Origin of the sequence: Agrobacterium rosae, from assembly GCF_002915175.1 — a bacterium.
GTDB classification, from domain to species: Bacteria; Pseudomonadota; Alphaproteobacteria; order Rhizobiales; family Rhizobiaceae; genus Agrobacterium; species Agrobacterium rosae.
In genome coordinates, this window is record NZ_NXEJ01000004.1 from 18,505 (window position 1) to 35,697 (window position 17,193).

Genomic DNA, 17,193 nt, shown 5'->3' on the forward strand with positions numbered 1-17,193 from the left:
CCGGTCACGCCTCTGGTCTTTTCATATGGCCGCCAGATCAGGCAGCGCGGCTGTAGCCGTTATTGCTACGGGCGTTTGCCAGCTGGAACTGCTCCAGCAGGGCGTTGAGGGCCGCTGCTTCCGAAGCAAGGCCGTGGCTTGCGGCGGTCTGTTCCTCAACCATAGCAGCATTCTGCTGCGTGCTCTGGTCGATGGTGTTGATGGCCGTGTTGATCTCCTGCAGACCGGTGGATTGTTCGCGGGATGACAACACGATGGCGTTGATGTGCTGGTTGATTTCCTGCACTTCGGCCACGATGGTTTCCAGCGCTTTGCCGGCATTGCCAACCAGCGAGACGCCCGCTTCCACCTGGGTTGTCGAGGCGCTGATGAGGACCTTGATTTCCTTGGCGGCGTTGGCAGAGCGCTGAGCAAGTTCACGCACTTCCTGTGCAACCACGGCAAAGCCCTTACCGGCTTCACCGGCGCGCGCGGCTTCAACACCGGCATTCAGGGCGAGAAGGTTGGTCTGGAAGGCGATTTCATCGATGACACCGATGATCTTGGAAATGCCGGAGGATGATTGCTCGATACCCTCCATCGCCTTGACGGCATCACCCACCACGACGCCGGATTGTTCGGCATTGGTGCGGGTGCGGGCGACCAGACGACCGACTTCTTCGGCGCGCTTTGCCGAATCCTTGACGGTGGTGGTGATTTCTTCGAGCGCTGCTGCGGTTTCTTCTACCGATGCGGCCTGCTGTTCGGTGCGCTTGGCAAGATCGTCGGCAGACTGGCGGATTTCGCTGGCACCAGCGTCGATGGCGCGTGCGTTGTGGCCGACATTGACGAGAGCGCCGTTCAGCTTGCTGATGGATGCGTTGAAATCCTCACGCAGCCGGTCGATGCGCGCTACGAATGGCGTGCTGATGCGGTAATTCAGGTCGCCGTCGGAGAGATGGGCGAGACCCTTGGCAAGCGAGTCGACTGCAAACTGGATATCGGCCGTGTCCTTGGCAGAAAGCTGTTCGCGCTCGCTCCGCTCCTGTTCCGAAAGGCTGCGTGTCTGTTCGGCGTCGCCTTCCAGGCGAAGACGCTCCTGCGCATTGGTGCGGAAAACGGCAACGGCAGCCGCCATGGAGCCGATCTGGTCCTTGCGTTCCTGTCCGGGAATTGTCGCATTCAAATTGCCAGCCGCCAATGCGTCCATGGCCGATGTCATCTGCGTGACAGGCTTGATGACGAGGCTGTTCACGAGGAATGCCAGAAACGCGATCATGCCAGCGACAGCCAGAATGGTGGCGATAACGGCGGCAATACGGAACTGCGAGATGGATGCGAAAGCCGTGTTGCTGTCGATGACGAGGCCCACGGACCATTCGACACCGGGAAGACCGGGGACGGGAATGAAGCTGGTGATCTTGTCAGCGCCGCCGATTTCGGTCTGCGAAACGGCCTGGGAAATCTTCGGTGTTGCGACCGGGAAGAGGTCGGTCAGCGTCTTGTTGATCATGGCTTCGTCTGGATGAATCAGGATTTTGCCATCCTTGTTGACCAGAAACGCATAGCCTTCATTGCCCGCATCGACAGAGCCAATCATGGAAACCAGTGTCGTCAGCAGGAAGTCGCTTGCGGCGACGCCAACCAGTTTGCCGTCACGCTTGACGGGCAGGGCGGCGCTGACCACCAGTTTGCCGGTGGTGGCATCCGTATAGGGCTCGGTCAGAACGGTGGAGTTGGCCTTGACGGCCGCCTGGTACCAGGGACGCTGGCGTGGGTCGTAGCCTTCGCGCATCTTGGTCGATGGGAAGTTGTTGAACACACCGGCTTCATCGCCGAAGTAGGTGGATTTGAACTCGCGTGCCAGCACATCATTGTGCAGGGCAAGTTCCAGCTTTTCCTGCGTCGTTGCCGTTACCATGGATGCGCCGACCATTTCGGTCATCATCACGCGGCCGTTCAGCCAGTTGGCAATGCTCTGAGCGGACTGTTTACCGGCAGCGTTGATTTTATCTTCAACGAAATGGTTGGCCGCATCGCGCTGCAAGCCATCAATGTAAATGGAAAAACCCGCGAACGCTGCAACCACGACGCAGGACGCCGCGACGACGATCCGCGTCATCAAGTTGGATTTTTTGGACAATTTCTGGACCTTAAAGGAGACCGGTGGCACCGGATTGTGATGGAGACATGCCTCTTGGCGTGTGTGGCGTGCTTCATGCACCCAGAAATATTATTGCTTTTTGCGCCCTACCATTACTGGTCGAGCGTAAAGAAAGTTTAAGTTTTTAAAGCATGTATTGCTATTTTTAAGGTAAGTAACTGTTTCATTTCGTTAATCTTTTGTATTGATCAGATTTTGTGCTTCTGCCGCATTCTTGCGCAATCAAAGCAAATATCCTATCAGGTGACGCGCCGCTCTCCTCACTCTTTGCAGGAAAGCGGCTTTTGTTTTTTTGAGGTGATACATGTCTTCGTCGGTCACGGCTTACAGTACCCCTGTGGGTGCCAACTCGTGGACAGCGCATTTGCGGGCAACGCTTGCGCTGGGAATTCCTTTGATCGGCGCGCAGTTGGCGCAGCTTGGTATCCATACCACTGATATGATCATCGTTGGCCAACTCGGGGCCGAAAAGCTGGCGGCCATGGTGCTGGCTGGCCAGTTTTATTTCGTCGTCTTCATTTTTGGTTCGGGCTTTTCCGTTGCCGTTGTTCCCATGGTCGCGAATGCTTACGGGCAGGGCGATGCCACGTCCGCGCGCCGCGCCCTGCGCATGGGCATGTGGGTGGCGACCGTCTACTGGCTGCTGACGGTACCGCTATTTCTCAGCGCCGAAAAAATCCTTCTGGCGCTGGGGCAAAATCCAGCCGTGTCTGCGCAGACCGGTCAATATCTGGCCGTTGCGCAATTCGGGCTTCTGCCAGCGCTTCTGTTTTATGTCATGCGTGGTCTGGTCAGCGCCATCGGGCGTGCCGGCATTGTTCTTTACGTCACCATTGCCATGCTGGTGCTCAACGGCTTTCTAGCCTATGCGCTGGTTCTCGGCCACTTCGGGTTTCCCGCGTTCGGCATGATCGGCGCGGCGTTTGCGGCAGTTATCGTCAATGCTTTCAGTTTCATCTTCATCGTCGTCTATATCCAGACGCGGGACGAAACGCGGCGATATGAATTGTTCGTGCGGTTCTGGAAACCGGACCTGCATGCTCTGTGGGAGGTAATCCGCCTCGGTCTTCCCATCAGCGTCACGATCCTGGCGGAAGTCACTTTGTTTTCGGCCGCCTCCGTTCTCATGGGCCAGATTGGAACCTTGGAACTGGCAGCGCACGGCATTGCGCTACAACTGGCGTCGATCGCTTTCATGATTCCACTTGGGCTGGCGCAGGCGGCAACGGTGCGCATCGGCGTGGCACATGGGCAGAATGATTATCCCAACCTGGTGCGGGCCGCGATAACCGTCTATGGCGTGGCATGTGTCATCGCCGCTTGCGGTGGATTGCTGTTTGCGCTGGCACCGCAATATCTGGCCAGCTGGTTCCTCGACCCCAGCCTTCCCGGCGCGCCGGAAGTTCTGGCCTATGCCAGCACGCTCGTCATCATCGCCGGTGTGTTTCAGCTGGTTGATGGCATGCAGGCGGTTGCGGCAGGTCTGCTGCGCGGCTTGAAGGACGCGCGCGTGCCGATGATTCTGGCGCTGATTTCCTACTGGCCCATTGGCCTGGCGCTGGCGTGGATTGCGGCCTTTCCGCTTGGCTTCGGCGGCCCCGGTGTCTGGTTCGGCTTCGTGATCGGTCTATCGACTGCCGCCGTTCTTCTTACGACACGCTTCTACCTCATGGTGAAGCGCGAAATGCAAACGGCCCGCTAAAAGCGGGCCGCATGGTGTCTATAATTTCCTGATGCCGATCAACGCTCTGTGAGAGCCGGTTCGCCCTTCTTCTCACGAAGCAAGTTGACGAAGCGGCGGAACAGATAGTGGCTGTCCTGCGGGCCAGGCGATGCTTCTGGGTGGTGCTGCACGGAAAAGACCGGCTTGCCGGTGATGCGCAGGCCGCAATTGGTGCCATCGAACAGCGAAATGTGAGTCTCTTCAACGCCATCAGGCAGCGACTTGTTGTCGACTGCGAAGCCATGGTTCATGGAGACGATTTCCACTTTGCCGGTCGTGAAGTCCTTGACCGGGTGGTTCGCGCCGTGGTGGCCCTGATGCATCTTTTCCGTCTTTGCGCCAACTGCCAAACCCAGCATCTGGTGGCCAAGGCAGATACCGAAAACCGGCAGCTCCGTCTTGATGAGGTCCTGAATGACTGGAACGGCGTAGACGCCGGTCGCTGCCGGGTCGCCCGGGCCGTTGGACAGGAACACGCCATCCGGCTTCAGCGCCATGATGTCTTCGGCGGATGTCTGCGCAGGCACGACGGTGACCTTGCAATCAAGACCGGCGAAGAGGCGCAGAATGTTGCGCTTTACACCGAAGTCGACGCAGACGACATGATACTTGGCATCGGCTTCATCGAGCTTGCCGTAACCTTCGTTCCACACCCAGGGTGTCTCGCTCCAGACGGATGACTGGCCGGATGTGGCTTCGATGGCGAGATCGAGGCCTTCGAGGCCGCTCCATGCCTTGGCTTCCGCCTTCAACGCTTCGATATCGAAAACGCCGTTCGGGTCGTGGGCGATGACGGCGTTAGGCGCACCGTTTTCACGGATCCAGGCGGTCAGTGCGCGGGTGTCGATGCCGCAAAGGCCGACGATGCCGCGAGCTTTCAGCCATGTATCGAGATGCTTGGCAGCCCGGTAATTCGACGGTTCCGTGATGTCAGCCTTGAAGATGACACCGACCGCGCCGCGCCGCGCCGCAGGCGTCAGGTCTTCGATGTCTTCTTCGTTGGCACCGATGTTGCCGATATGCGGGAAAGTGAAGGTGACGATCTGGCCAAGATAGGATGGGTCGGTCAGAATTTCTTCATAGCCAGTCAATGCGGTGTTGAAACAGACCTCGGCCTGGGCCTTGCCGGTTGCGCCGATGCCGGTTCCCTCGATCACTGTGCCATCGGCCAGAACGAGCATGGCGGTGGGTTTGCGGGTTGTCCAGGGTGCTGTCTCGGTCATCTCGTTTCCCGTTTCTGCCGCTTCGTCCCGCCTCTTGAAAGGCAGGTGTAAAGCGGTCATCTTTTTTCGCGGATAAGGGCGCGCGAAAGCCTTCGCGTCGTAACCTTCGTTAAAATCCTGTGCAGGTGCCGGAAAATAACGAAAGGGGCGCAAAGGGTCAACCGCGCCTTCAAGAATTACCCCGAATTTAAAAGCAGCCGATTCAATGGTTTATGTAAATGATTTGCCGATACCCGGTTGCTCGTTTATGTCACGGCCAAATTTATGAAGGAAATGTCTGGCTGGGATATGCCGGTCGAGACGGCTTTTCCAAGGAGAGACACATGATCCGCTATACCTTCGCCGACGCTTTGAAAGACGCCATGAAAGCCCGCGAACCGCGCCGGCTTTCGACAATTCGCCTCGTTCAGGCCGCGATCAAGGATCGCGATATCGCCAATCGCGGCATTGGCAAAGAGCCTGTATCCGATGAGGAAATTCTGCAGATCCTGGCAAAGATGATCAAGCAGCGCGAAGAGTCCGCCGGTATTTACGACAAGGCCGGTCGCGCTGAACTCGCAGAGCATGAGCGCGAGGAAATCGTCATCATCAAGAGCTTCATGCCGGAAGAAATTCCAGAAGAGAAGGTGCGCTCTATCCTTGAAGGCGTGATCACCGAGACCGAAGCGTCCGGCCTGCGTGACATGGGCAAGGTGATGGCTGTTCTCAAGGAGCGCTATCCCGGCCAGATCGATTTCGGCAAGGCGTCCGGTCTGATCAAGGAACTGCTGAAGTAAAACCGGGTCGATAAAAACGTAAAGGCAGGACACATGTGGGTGTCCTGCCTTTTATGTCTGGGCGCGCTTTCTAGGAAGCGCATAGTCGGGCGCGATTGGGGGGAAACGCCCGGACATTCCAGCATTACGCTTACGCTCGGCATCATGCCGATACACGTAAATTACGCCGTTTGACGCCCGCCATCAAATTACAAAAACGTAATGTTTTGCAGGGTTTTTCTGCCGCAAATTTGCCGGAAGTTCGCGCCTAGCCGGTATCGCCGGGCAATGTAAGGCAGCTTCAACCGTTGTTGCTTTTTTGCTCACGCACATAGTGACGCAATATTGCGTTCATGCGTGTCTGGTAGCCTTTTCCCGTGGCTTTGAAAAAGTCGATCACTTCCTCATCCAACCGGATCGAAATCGATTTCTTCGTCGCGGGAATCACCAGTTCTGCCTTCGACCAGTCGACATCGATCCATTCTGCCCAATCCGGATCGTCACGCATCGCACGCTCGATATCCGCATCGGTCATAGCATCGACGCGTGCCCAATCGGTCCGATCTTCGCCGTTGGCAATCTTTTGTCGGATTTCATCAGCCGAATATTTGACGATATGCTGTTTGCTCATTTTTCCGCGCCGCACGCGCTGATATTATCCGACAGACATCGGCTCGCATCGTATAGACAATAGCGATCAAACGCTCTGTTTCTGGACATATAGCAAGAATGCGGCTTTCTCCATTTTGATCGGACTGGCTTTCCAAGTGAGGGTGCGACAACGCTCTTGCTGCTCTGGGAAAGTCGATTCCGTGTTTTTCGATATTCTTGAGCCGTTTGTTTTCATCCCACTCAAAGGAGATGAACTCTCTCTTGACCGCAAACATGAGTGACCCTGAATTTTAGATTCCAAGGCACTCATGCGCCATTTGATAATACAAATGTATATACACCCGCATATACAGTCAAGCCTGTGAATAACGGGCACTGTTCGTTTCTGCCCTTGGTAATCAGAGCTCGCTGCGCTTATATGAAAGACTGGCCGAAAACAGGCAGTGGCTTCAGGACAAAATGCGCTTTTCAAACTCATTTCTCGACGAGATACGTGACCGGGTGAACATCTCTGATGTCATCGGCAGACGTGTGACGTGGGACAGGAAGAAGAGCAACGCGTCCAAGGGCGATTATTGGGCCTGCTGCCCGTTCCATGGCGAGAAGAGCCCCAGCTTCCATTGTGAGGACCGCAAAGGGCGTTACCACTGCTTTGGTTGCGGTGTGTCCGGTGATCATTTCCGCTTTCTGACCGATCTCGATGGCATGGGTTTTCCCGAGGCCGTGCAGCAGATTGCCGATATGGCTGGCGTTTCGATGCCGCAGCCGGATGTGCAGGCGGAGCGGCGTGAACGCGAGCGGGCTTCGCTTCAAGACGTCATGGAAATGGCGACGCTGTTCTTTCAGGACCAGTTGCAGACGTCGGTCGGTGCGCGGGCGCGGGCTTACCTGCGCGATCGGGGTTTGAGCGGCCGCACCATCGAGACGTTCCGACTTGGCTTTGCGCCGGATAGCCGCAATGCCTTGAAAGAGCATCTGGCAGGCAAGGGTATCACCAAGGAACAGATGGAGGCCTGCGGGCTGGTGGTGCATGAGAATGTGCCAGTGTCCTATGACCGCTTTCGTGACCGCATCATGTTTCCGATTCTCTCATCGCGGGAAAAAGTGATTGCGTTCGGCGGCCGCGCCATGGCGGCGGATGCGATGGCCAAGTATCTCAATTCGAACGAGACCGAGCTTTTCCACAAGGGCAACGTCCTTTACAATTTTGCGCGCGCGCGCCGCGCCACGCAGACATCAGGCACGGTGATTGCCGTCGAAGGTTATATGGACGTCATCGCGCTTTATCAGGCGGGTGTTGAAAACGCCGTGGCACCGCTCGGCACCGCGCTGACCGAAAACCAGCTCGACCTGTTGTGGAAAATGTCGACACAGCCGGTTTTGTGCTTTGATGGTGATGGCGCGGGCATTCGCGCCGCCAGCCGTGCCGCCGATCTGGCGCTGCCGCATATCAAGCCTGGCCGTTCCGTGAGCTTCGCATTGCTGCCTGACGGTAAGGACCCGGATGATCTCGTGCGCCACGAGGGCAGGGTGCCATTCGACCGGGTGCTATCGGAAGCCAAGCCACTGGCCGCCATGATCTGGAGCCGCGAGACCGCGTCCGTTACCTTCGATACGCCGGAAAAGCGCGCCGAACTGGAAAACCGTTTGCGTCAGATCGTATCCGTCATCGGCGATGAAAGCGTGCGCCGCTTTTACCAGCAGGACATGCGCGATCGGCTGAATGCGTTTTTCCAACCACAGTTTCAGCGTGGCAATGCGCCCAATCGAAACTTCTCACGCGGCGATGCTGGCAATGGCCGCAACGGCCAAAAAGGTCCGGCGCGGGGAACCACGACAGGTGCAGGAAGCATATCGGATCGTCTCAGCCAGTCCGGTTTGGTAAAGGGTTATCTTGCGGCTCCTGCCTTGCGGGAAAGCGTGCTGGCACTGACCATCGTCAATCATCCGCAGCTTCTGCTGGAGGAGTATGACGAGATTGCCGCCATCGATTACGAGAACCGTGATCTGCAACGCCTGTGGTCGCAGGTGCTGACCTATGCAGCGGAAAATGCGACCGAGCTGTCGCGGGATGGTCTGATGGCACGGCTGGAGGCGCAAGGTTTCGATGTGCTGCTGAAAGCCATGAACCAGCAGGTGCGCAATGCTCGGCTTTGGACTGCAACCGAGCAAGCGGCACCGGAGGATGCGCGGGAGGGCTATACGCAATCGCTGTCTCTACACAAACGCACCAAGGCGCTGCGCTGGCAGAAGATCGAGCTTGAGCGAGAGGTTGCCGACGCTACCGAAGAGGGTGACGGCGAGCGTATGGTGCAGTTGATGCGTGCGCTCTCCGAGGTTCAGCTGGAAATCGGGCGCATGGAAAATCAGGAGGCGATCATCGATGGTTTCGGGGTCATGTCCGGCAGGGTCAAGGGGGCAGCTTATAGCCATGGTTAGTGCTTTTGCGCGGGTAAAGGCTTGTCTTTTACGCAGATCGACCTAAATAGGGGATAAGTCGGTGAAGGCCCGCAAAACGTTGTCGCAATCGCGGCTTTTTTGGTTTTTAACCCTCGGTCGGGCCATAAAGGCTTGACGTGACGGGAAATAGCGGGAATCACCATTTCAGGAACAGTAAGGTGGAATTGACCTTGGCGGATCGAAACTGCAGGAAAAAGCATTTCTGGATGCACAGTCTTGGTATTCCGCCAGTGGTAGCCGTATTTAATCGGCAGTTAAAGATCACTCCGTTAGGTGTTTAACAGTGATTCGTCGCCAGTGCCGGGTGCCTTTCGAGGCAATCAGGCTTGCGGCGAAGCGGATGTTAGCGTCAGGGAAAGCGACGAGATAGATGGCAACCAAAGTCAAAGAAAACGAAGAAGCAGAAAACGAACGCGATAGCGCTACGGATGGGCCGCTTCTCGATCTTTCAGATGACGCGGTCAAGAAGATGATCAAGGCCGCGAAAAAACGCGGCTACGTCACTATGGATGAGCTGAACGAAGTTCTGCCATCGGATCAGGTCGATCCTGATCGCATCGAAGACATCATGGCGATGCTCAGTGAAATGGGCATCAATGTCGTCGAGGACGAGGACGCCGAAGAGGCGCCTGCGGAAGCCGAAGACAAAGATGCCGAGGATGAAGAAGCCGAGGGTGGCGAACTTGCGCCTTCCAGCGGCACGGCCCTTGCGACCGCCAAGAAGAAAGAGCCGACCGACCGTACCGATGACCCGGTGCGCATGTATCTGCGCGAGATGGGCTCGGTCGAGCTTCTGTCGCGTGAAGGCGAAATTGCGATTGCAAAGCGCATCGAGGCTGGCCGCGAGACGATGATCTCCGGCCTGTGCGAAAGCCCGTTGACGTTCCAGGCGCTGATCATCTGGCGCGACGAACTCAACGAAGGCACAACGCTGCTGCGCGAGATCATCGATCTCGAAACGACCTATTCCGGCCCTGAAGCCAAGGCTGCGCCGCAGTTCCAGAGCCCTGAAAAGATCGAGGCTGACCGCAAGGCTGCCGAAGAGAAGGAAAAGGTTCGTCGCCTGCGCAATCCCGGCGGTGAAGACGATGTGACCAATGTCGGCGGCGAAGGCCTTCCGCATGAAGAGGAAGAAGAGGACGACGACGAGTCCAACCTTTCTCTGGCTGCGATGGAAGCCGAACTGCGTCCGCAGGTCATGGAAACGCTGGATACGATTGCCGACACCTACAAGAAGCTACGCAAGCTTCAGGACCAGCAGGTGGAGGCACGTCTTGCTTGCACCGGCACGCTGTCCACGGGGCAGGAACGTCGCTACAAGGAACTGAAGGATCAGTTGATCACGGCTGTGAAGTCGCTGTCGCTGAACCAGAACCGCGTCGACAGCCTTGTCGAGCAGCTCTACGACATTTCCAAGCGTCTCATGCAGAACGAAGGTCGCCTTTTGCGCCTTGCCGAATCCTATGGCGTCAAGCGTGACAGCTTCCTGGAGCAGTATCACGGTGCGGAACTCGATCCGAACTGGATGAAGTCGATTGCCAATCTGGCCGCCAAAGGCTGGAAGGAATTCGCGCGCGAAGAAAACAATACGATCCGCGATATCCGCATGGAAATTCAGAATCTGGCGCAGGAAACCGGTATTTCCGTCGCTGAATTCCGCCGCATCGTCTCCATGGTCCAGAAGGGCGAGCGCGAAGCGCGCATCGCCAAGAAGGAAATGGTCGAAGCCAACCTGCGTCTGGTTATCTCGATTGCGAAGAAATACACCAACCGTGGTTTGCAGTTCCTCGATCTCATTCAGGAAGGCAATATCGGCCTGATGAAGGCGGTCGACAAGTTCGAATACCGTCGCGGTTACAAGTTCTCGACCTATGCGACGTGGTGGATCCGTCAGGCAATCACCCGTTCGATTGCCGACCAGGCTCGTACCATCCGTATTCCGGTGCACATGATCGAAACGATCAACAAGATCGTCCGTACATCGCGCCAGATGCTGCATGAAATTGGTCGCGAACCGACACCGGAAGAGCTGGCTGAAAAGCTGGCCATGCCGCTTGAAAAGGTGCGCAAGGTTTTGAAAATCGCCAAGGAGCCGATCTCGCTCGAAACCCCCGTGGGTGACGAAGAGGATTCGCATCTGGGTGACTTCATCGAAGACAAGAACGCGCTTTTGCCCATCGATGCTGCCATTCAGGCCAATCTGCGCGAAACCACGACCCGCGTTCTGGCCTCGCTGACCCCACGCGAAGAGCGCGTTCTGCGTATGCGCTTCGGCATCGGTATGAACACGGACCACACGCTGGAAGAAGTCGGACAGCAGTTCTCGGTCACCCGCGAACGTATTCGTCAGATCGAAGCCAAGGCTCTGCGCAAGCTCAAGCACCCAAGCCGTTCGCGCAAGCTGCGCTCGTTCCTGGACAGCTGAGTTTTCGTCAGTGGAAGACATCAAACCCGGTCAGTTTCTGGCCGGGTTTTTCTTTTTTCGGATGGTGATTGCACCGGAAACCGCTATCTCTAGCAATCAAAGGACATGACGCCCTGATGGTAACGACCGGCAAGAACAAATGGTGGCACGGGAGCTGGACAATCCCGCTCTCGATCATGCTGCATGTTCTTATCGGAACGAGCTATCTGCTGTGGCCGGGACCGACGCCAGCTCCCGCCGAGCCGGAGAGCGTCAGCGTGGAAATGGTAGAGCCACCCAAAGAGGAGCCGCCACCAAAACCCGAAGAGAAAAAGCCGGAAGAGAAAAAGGCGCAAGAGCCACCGCCACCGCCGCCTGCGGAAGAAAAGCCCAAGGAGGAACCTCCACAACCACCTGCGCCATCGCAGATGCCGAATGTGGCCATTCGTCCCGGTCCAACGCAGATGGACGAACGCGATGAACCTGGCCAGCAGGAAGCGGGTGGTCAGGAACAGAAGACACCGGATAAACAGGAAGAGCCTCCGCAGCCTGTGGCCCCACCGTCTCCGGATCCCATTGAAACCGAACCAACGTCCGAGCCGCCGCCCACGGCACCGACTGCGGAGCAGGGGGAAATACCGGCTGCTGACGCGCCCGTGCCTGCTGATGTTGCCGCCGTGGCTGTTCCGATACCCAAGCCGGAGGTAACGCCGGCACCTGCGCAGCCCGTAAAAGCCCCGCCGGATGGAGAGGGCGATCCCACGCTAAAGCCTGCGAAAAAGATACTTGTCGGTGCAAAGCGCCCCGGTCCGATGTTGCGACAGATCATGGGCAACCTGCCACCCCGCGAAAGGGTGGGGCAATTGTGCGTTGCTGAGGCGATGGCGCAGATCAAGGAAGACAGAAAAGGCCATTATGACGGGCTGGAGCCGCATACGGGCAAGAACTATCCGATTGTCGGAAACGTGATGGACGCTAAAGGCGCATTCAATGTCGGCACACAGTGGTTTCCCATCGATTACCGCTGCGAAGTCGATATCGATAATTACCTCGTCACCGACTTTCGATACAGAATCGGCCCAAAACTGTCTCCCGACGATATCAAGCGGCTAGGTCTGGTCCTGCGCTAGCAGCTCCGTTCAGGCCGCCACCGTTTTATCCACCAACCGCCCGATGGTGGCCATCAAAGCCTCTTCATCATAGGGTTTGCGGATAACGGGAACGTGAGAAAATTCAGGCGGGATCATGATGCCATCGGCATAACCGGTTGCAAACATGAAGGGAATGTTGCGACGAAGAAGCTCATAGGCCACGGGAATCGATGTGTCCGAGCCGAGATTGATGTCCAGAATGGCGACATCGGGTGTCTGGCTTTTCAGCTTGTCCAGCGCCGTTGCAGACGATGTTGATGTCTCGATGTTGGTTACACCGTGAGATTCAAGCATGTACTCGACATCCATGGCGATAAGCATTTGATCTTCAACAAGAAATACCCGCAATGGTTCCTCCGCGGAATAAGGTGTGTAATCATTGTGAATGCCGACCGCAGCATCATGCGTCGCGGAGGAAGGCCCTGCCGTCGCATGACGGGCAGGCAGCACGATTTCGGCTTCGATGCCGTGCGTGTGGTAGGTGATCTTGCTTTTGCCACCCAGATCGTAGGGCACGCTGCGGCTGATCAGGGCTGAGCCGAAGCCGGTTCTGGTTGGCGGTGTGACTGTCGCAGACACTGTCTCGCGCCACGAGATCACGCAGTCACCGACGTCGTTCAGCTCCCACGAAATCGAAAGCTTGCCGCCAGCCAGCGCAAGGGCGCCGTACTTCGCAGCATTGGTGGCCAGCTCGTGCAGCACCAGCGCCATGACGGAAAATGCGCGTGAATCCAGCAGGATATTCGGGCCATTGGCCTCGATTTCACTGTCGGGCGAGCGATGTGGCGATAGCTCCGCGTCCAGCAGATCCCGAAGCAGCCCGCCGCCTTCACCGCGCACCACCTGATCATGCGCAAAGGACAGCGCCTGAATGCGCCCTTTCAAGGCAGAAACATATTCTTGAAGTGTGCGGCCTTCTTGCGTGGGATTGCCGACCAGCGACTTGATGATGGCCAGAACGTTTTTAACGCGGTGGTTCAACTCTTCATTCAGCATGCGCTGGCGCACTTCCGCCTGCGCACGCTCACCGGCCATCAATTCACTGTGGCGGAAGGCGACTTCCACCAGAGCAACGCGGGCGGCTTCGGCAATTTGCCGGTCTTCTTCCGTCCATGGCTGCGCCTGCTTGTGAACGGTCTCTTTCCACAGCGCGAAGCTTTTGCGCGGCGTCAACCGGTCGCCCAGCGGGCCGGTCTCATAGGATTTATCGGGATTTCCACCCCAGTTCAGTGTCTGGACCAGCTCGCGCCGGAAGAACATCAGGTAGTCGTTCTTGACCTGAGAGAGCGGCACGGCCAGCACGCCGGCAACGTCGCCCGAAATGCTTTCCGCTTCCGGCAGGTGGTTGATCAACGCGTGGGTCGCCCAGACACGGCCTTCTGAAACGGAACTCACCAACCGCCCCAGTTGCGGTGCCAGCAGCTCCGGCGGCGCATAGCCTATGCTGAACCAGCGCTCGTTCATCCACACACCGACACCATCGCAAGGGAGAAGCCTGCTGAAATCAGGCAGGTTCTCGACCAGCAACTCTTCGACATTGTTGTGATGGGCGGCAAGACGAAGGAACTTGTCGAGTGACGCATGTGCGTCATAGGCAGTGGCCAGCTTTTTCTTTTGCTTCAATGCCTGCAGATGCAGTGAGAAAAACTCTCCGAACATCTCGGCGGCAATCCGCATGGGCATCGGCAAGATGCGCGGAGAATAATGATGACAGGCAATCAGGCCCCACAATTCTCCATCATTGATGATGGAGATGGACATGGAGGCCGATACGCCCATATTGCGCAGATATTCGCAATGGATGGGAGAAACGCTGCGAAGGTGTGAGAATGACAGGTCCAGCGGCTCGCCGGAGGCATCGATCACGGGTTCGATTGGGATACGCTCGCCATTGGAATCCGAGATGATGCGCAGGGTGTTTTTCAGATAGAGCGCACGTGCCTGCTGGGGAATGTCGCTGGCCGGAAAATACTGACCGAGAAAGCTTTCCAGAGCAGGCTGCTTGGCCTCCGAGATGACTTTGCCAGCACCATCCTGCTCGAACCGGTAAACCATCACTCGGTCATAACCCAGCATCGCCTTGACCAGTCGCGTGGTGCGGGAAATCAGGCTATCGACGTTATCAGCTTCGCGAATGCGGTCGATCATCAGTTGGGCTGTGTGCAAAGGCTGCGATTCGTCACTGGCCGGTTCAAGCTCGATGATGGAAACCGATTTGTATCGGTGTATCGCAACGTCGAATGTTTTTCCGTTCGGCAGTTTGACCTTGGGAAGCATGGCCGGGCGGCTGCTGTTTGCCGTCACCGTCAGTGCGTTTCTCAAATCGTGGACAAGATCGTTGCCGAAGAATTCTTCAATCGGTCGACCGATGATGTCGCCAGACAATCCCGTGATCTCATTCCAGTTTAGGGAATGGCGCAGCACGGTGCGCATGGCACTATCACACGCGACAAGACAACCATGCGGCTGAATATAACCGGGAATGTGAATAGGTTCAATGTCGCAGTTTGTAAGATCGACCTGCTGAACTGGCGACGTCATATGTTGGTCTTTCGATGGCAAGCTGTGGCGATGTCTGTCTGGCTTATTGTTTTCAATAAACGATTTTGCACTAAAAGAAATGTATCGAACAACTGTCTCGGAACTTGCTGAATGATATCGTCGTTTCGTACATCGGTATAGTCGAACATTCTTTATGTGGTTCCCTTGTGTGCCCATTCCGTTTTAATTTTAAACGTGGAAGGGCTGCACAAAACATCGCTTGATTACATCAAACGTATCAGCCTCATGTTTGGTTCCAGACCCGAAAGCAAAAATCACAGTGCCACAAACATTACTCTCCATAACCACGCGCGGGCAGGGACTCTATGAGTTCACGGCCCAGGCTAAAGCCTTCATAAAAGCATCTGCCCAGGAAGAAGGCCTTCTTACCGTCTTCGTGCGCCACACATCCTGCTCGCTGTTGATTCAGGAAAATGCGGACCCGGATGTGCAGCGTGATCTGAAGACTTTCTTCGCGCGGCTCGTCCCGCCATCCAGTGATCCCTCCATGGTCTGGGTCGTCCACACCATGGAAGGGCCGGACGACATGCCAGCGCACATCAAATCGGCGCTGACGCAGGTGTCGATCGGCATTCCGGTGTCCGGGGGCAAACTCGTTTTGGGAACATGGCAGGGCATCTATCTTTTCGAACATAGAAACCAGCCCCATGAACGGCAGATCGTCCTGCACCTGTCGGCTTGAGGGCGGCAAATCGGCAGTTTGCCGCCATGAATACAGGCTGAACGGCTGGTTCGGAAAACATTCACACGCCGCTGATTATCGTGATGACAGTCGACCGGGATGCCAGACATTCCGGCGAACGTGAGGAAACGGAGTATGACAATGATCAGCACATTTGCAAAAGCAGGCGTTGCGGCCCTTATCGCCCTTGGTGGTATCTCTGCGACGGCATCCGCCGCGTCGGCGGGACCGGACGTTCAATACCGAGTTTACGTGCAAGATGGTTATCGTCACGGCGGCCCCCAGGGCTGGGGTCGTCCGGATCGCGGCCGCGATCGTGACCGTTGCGCACCTTGGATGGCCGAAGAAAAAGCCAGCCGCATGGGCCTTCGTCGCGCCCGCGTCGTTGACGTGTCTCCGCGCCGCGTCGTCGTTGCCGGTTTCGATCGCCAAGGTCGCGACCGTGTGGTCTTCGCAAACGTCCGTGGTTGCCCGGTCATCCGCCGCTAACGGTTAGATCCAATCACTGAATCAAAGAAAACCCCTCGCCGTATTGCACGGCGAGGGGTTTTTTGATTGTGGAGCCGGGGTGAAAAGAGGCGCAGTTTTGCGCCTCCTCTTCCTATTGCTCCAGTGCGAATGTCACGTTGACATTGACCTTATAGGTGTTTTCACCTGCGGCGATCGGTACGCTATCGGATTTTTCCATCGCGGCTGCCCGCATCATGGTCTGTGGAACGGGCATAGGCCGCTGCATATTTTCGCTGATTTCGAGAATACGGCCGAGTTTCACACCGGCTGCTTCCGTCAGCGTCTTCGCCTTGGCAACGGCATCCGCCACCGCCGCTTTGCGCGCTTCTGTCACGGTCGCATCGGGCTTGTCGTTGGTAAAGGCGATATCGCCGCCCTGATTGATTCCAAGCTTGACCGAGCTGTCCAGAATCTCGCCCAGCTTGGCAAGATCACGCACCCGCACCGTTAAGCCATTGGTGACCTGATAACCGGTGATCTCAGGCGGAACGTAGACGCCGTCCTTGGGCTCGAACTGTTTGTAAAGCGGCTGCACGGAAAAATTGCTCGTCTGCAGGTCACGGTCGGCAATGCCTGCGGATTTCAACGCAGCCTGAACCTCTTTCATGGCCTTGCTGTTTTCGGTCAGCGCTGCTGCCGCCGTTTCCGCCTGCTTCACCACGCTGAACGACAAAACCGCCATATCCGGTGCCACCGCCGCGTCACCTTCTCCCGAAACGCTTATAACAGGCTCACGCTTCGTGCTTTCCTGGGCCGATACGGCTATGGGCAGAACGGCAAGTGCGGTAAAAGCGCCAAGCGCCACGGTGCGTGCTAGTATCGATGTCATTGAAGCTCCTCTTATTTTAGCGTCCCTGCTGCCGGTGTCGCAGGAGATTATGGGACTAATACGGCATAGTTTGCCCATGCGACCATGACAACGGCTTGTCGCATCCAAAAAATTCCGCTAAAGCCAAATCCGCGTCAGG

The 17,193-nt window shown here is 56.8% G+C and carries 13 protein-coding genes; 7 read left to right on the forward strand and 6 right to left on the reverse strand.

What is annotated here, in order from left to right:
- Window positions 1-37 precede the first annotated feature (37 nt).
- The gene (gene mcpU / locus CPJ18_RS07405) at window positions 38-2,122 is read right to left on the reverse strand and encodes a methyl-accepting chemotaxis protein McpU (protein ID WP_103657594.1); all 2,085 of its coding nucleotides are present in this window, start codon (window positions 2,120-2,122) and stop codon (window positions 38-40) included.
- Window positions 2,123-2,447: 325 nt separating this feature from the next.
- Here mcpU and CPJ18_RS07410 point away from each other — a divergent pair, with 325 nt between their 5' ends.
- Entirely contained in the window at window positions 2,448-3,845 is a 1,398-nt protein-coding gene (locus CPJ18_RS07410; RefSeq protein ID WP_103657595.1) for an MATE family efflux transporter, read from the forward strand.
- Between the two features lie 38 nt (window positions 3,846-3,883).
- Here the strand turns inward: CPJ18_RS07410 and carA are convergent, their stop codons facing one another.
- Complete coding sequence (gene carA / locus CPJ18_RS07415; RefSeq protein ID WP_077118035.1) at window positions 3,884-5,089, reverse strand: glutamine-hydrolyzing carbamoyl-phosphate synthase small subunit; 1,206 nt, start codon at window positions 5,087-5,089, stop codon at window positions 3,884-3,886.
- Window positions 5,090-5,412: 323 nt separating this feature from the next.
- Between carA and CPJ18_RS07420 the strand changes: the two genes are divergently transcribed.
- A complete protein-coding gene (locus CPJ18_RS07420) occupies window positions 5,413-5,865 on the forward strand; it encodes a GatB/YqeY domain-containing protein (RefSeq protein WP_103657596.1) in 453 nt (150 codons plus the stop codon).
- A gap of 280 nt (window positions 5,866-6,145) precedes the next feature.
- Here the strand turns inward: CPJ18_RS07420 and CPJ18_RS07425 are convergent, their stop codons facing one another.
- A complete protein-coding gene (locus tag CPJ18_RS07425) occupies window positions 6,146-6,475 on the reverse strand; it encodes a BrnA antitoxin family protein (RefSeq protein ID WP_103657597.1) in 330 nt (109 codons plus the stop codon).
- A complete protein-coding gene (locus CPJ18_RS07430; RefSeq protein ID WP_103657598.1) occupies window positions 6,441-6,731 on the reverse strand; it encodes a BrnT family toxin in 291 nt (96 codons plus the stop codon). The genes CPJ18_RS07425 and CPJ18_RS07430 overlap by 35 nt, the downstream gene beginning before the upstream one ends.
- 184 nt (window positions 6,732-6,915) lie before the next feature.
- On the opposite strand from CPJ18_RS07430, the gene dnaG reads away from it, so the two are divergent.
- From dnaG to CPJ18_RS27745, 3 genes are all read left to right on the forward strand, one after another.
- On the forward strand, window positions 6,916-8,895 hold the full coding sequence (gene dnaG, locus CPJ18_RS07435) for a DNA primase (protein WP_103657599.1): 1,980 nt from the start codon (window positions 6,916-6,918) through the stop codon (window positions 8,893-8,895).
- A gap of 391 nt (window positions 8,896-9,286) precedes the next feature.
- Complete coding sequence (gene rpoD / locus CPJ18_RS07440) at window positions 9,287-11,341, forward strand: RNA polymerase sigma factor RpoD (RefSeq protein ID WP_103657600.1); 2,055 nt, start codon at window positions 9,287-9,289, stop codon at window positions 11,339-11,341.
- A 116-nt stretch (window positions 11,342-11,457) separates the two neighbouring features.
- Entirely contained in the window at window positions 11,458-12,450 is a 993-nt protein-coding gene (locus tag CPJ18_RS27745; RefSeq protein ID WP_103657601.1) for a DUF930 domain-containing protein, read from the forward strand.
- A gap of 9 nt (window positions 12,451-12,459) precedes the next feature.
- On the opposite strand, the gene CPJ18_RS07450 is transcribed toward CPJ18_RS27745, so the two are convergent.
- Entirely contained in the window at window positions 12,460-15,012 is a 2,553-nt protein-coding gene (locus CPJ18_RS07450; RefSeq protein WP_103657602.1) for an HWE histidine kinase domain-containing protein, read from the reverse strand.
- 280 nt (window positions 15,013-15,292) lie between these two features.
- On the opposite strand from CPJ18_RS07450, the gene CPJ18_RS07455 reads away from it, so the two are divergent.
- A complete protein-coding gene (locus CPJ18_RS07455) occupies window positions 15,293-15,715 on the forward strand; it encodes a secondary thiamine-phosphate synthase enzyme YjbQ (RefSeq protein WP_103657889.1) in 423 nt (140 codons plus the stop codon).
- A 141-nt stretch (window positions 15,716-15,856) separates the two neighbouring features.
- Window positions 15,857-16,204 carry a hypothetical protein gene (locus tag CPJ18_RS07460; protein ID WP_077118033.1) on the forward strand — a complete coding sequence of 116 codons (348 nt, stop codon included), beginning with the start codon at window positions 15,857-15,859 and terminating at the stop codon, window positions 16,202-16,204.
- A 112-nt stretch (window positions 16,205-16,316) separates the two neighbouring features.
- On the opposite strand, the gene CPJ18_RS07465 is transcribed toward CPJ18_RS07460, so the two are convergent.
- Entirely contained in the window at window positions 16,317-17,054 is a 738-nt protein-coding gene (locus CPJ18_RS07465) for an SIMPL domain-containing protein (RefSeq protein WP_103657603.1), read from the reverse strand.
- Between the last annotated feature and the right edge of the window lie 139 nt (window positions 17,055-17,193).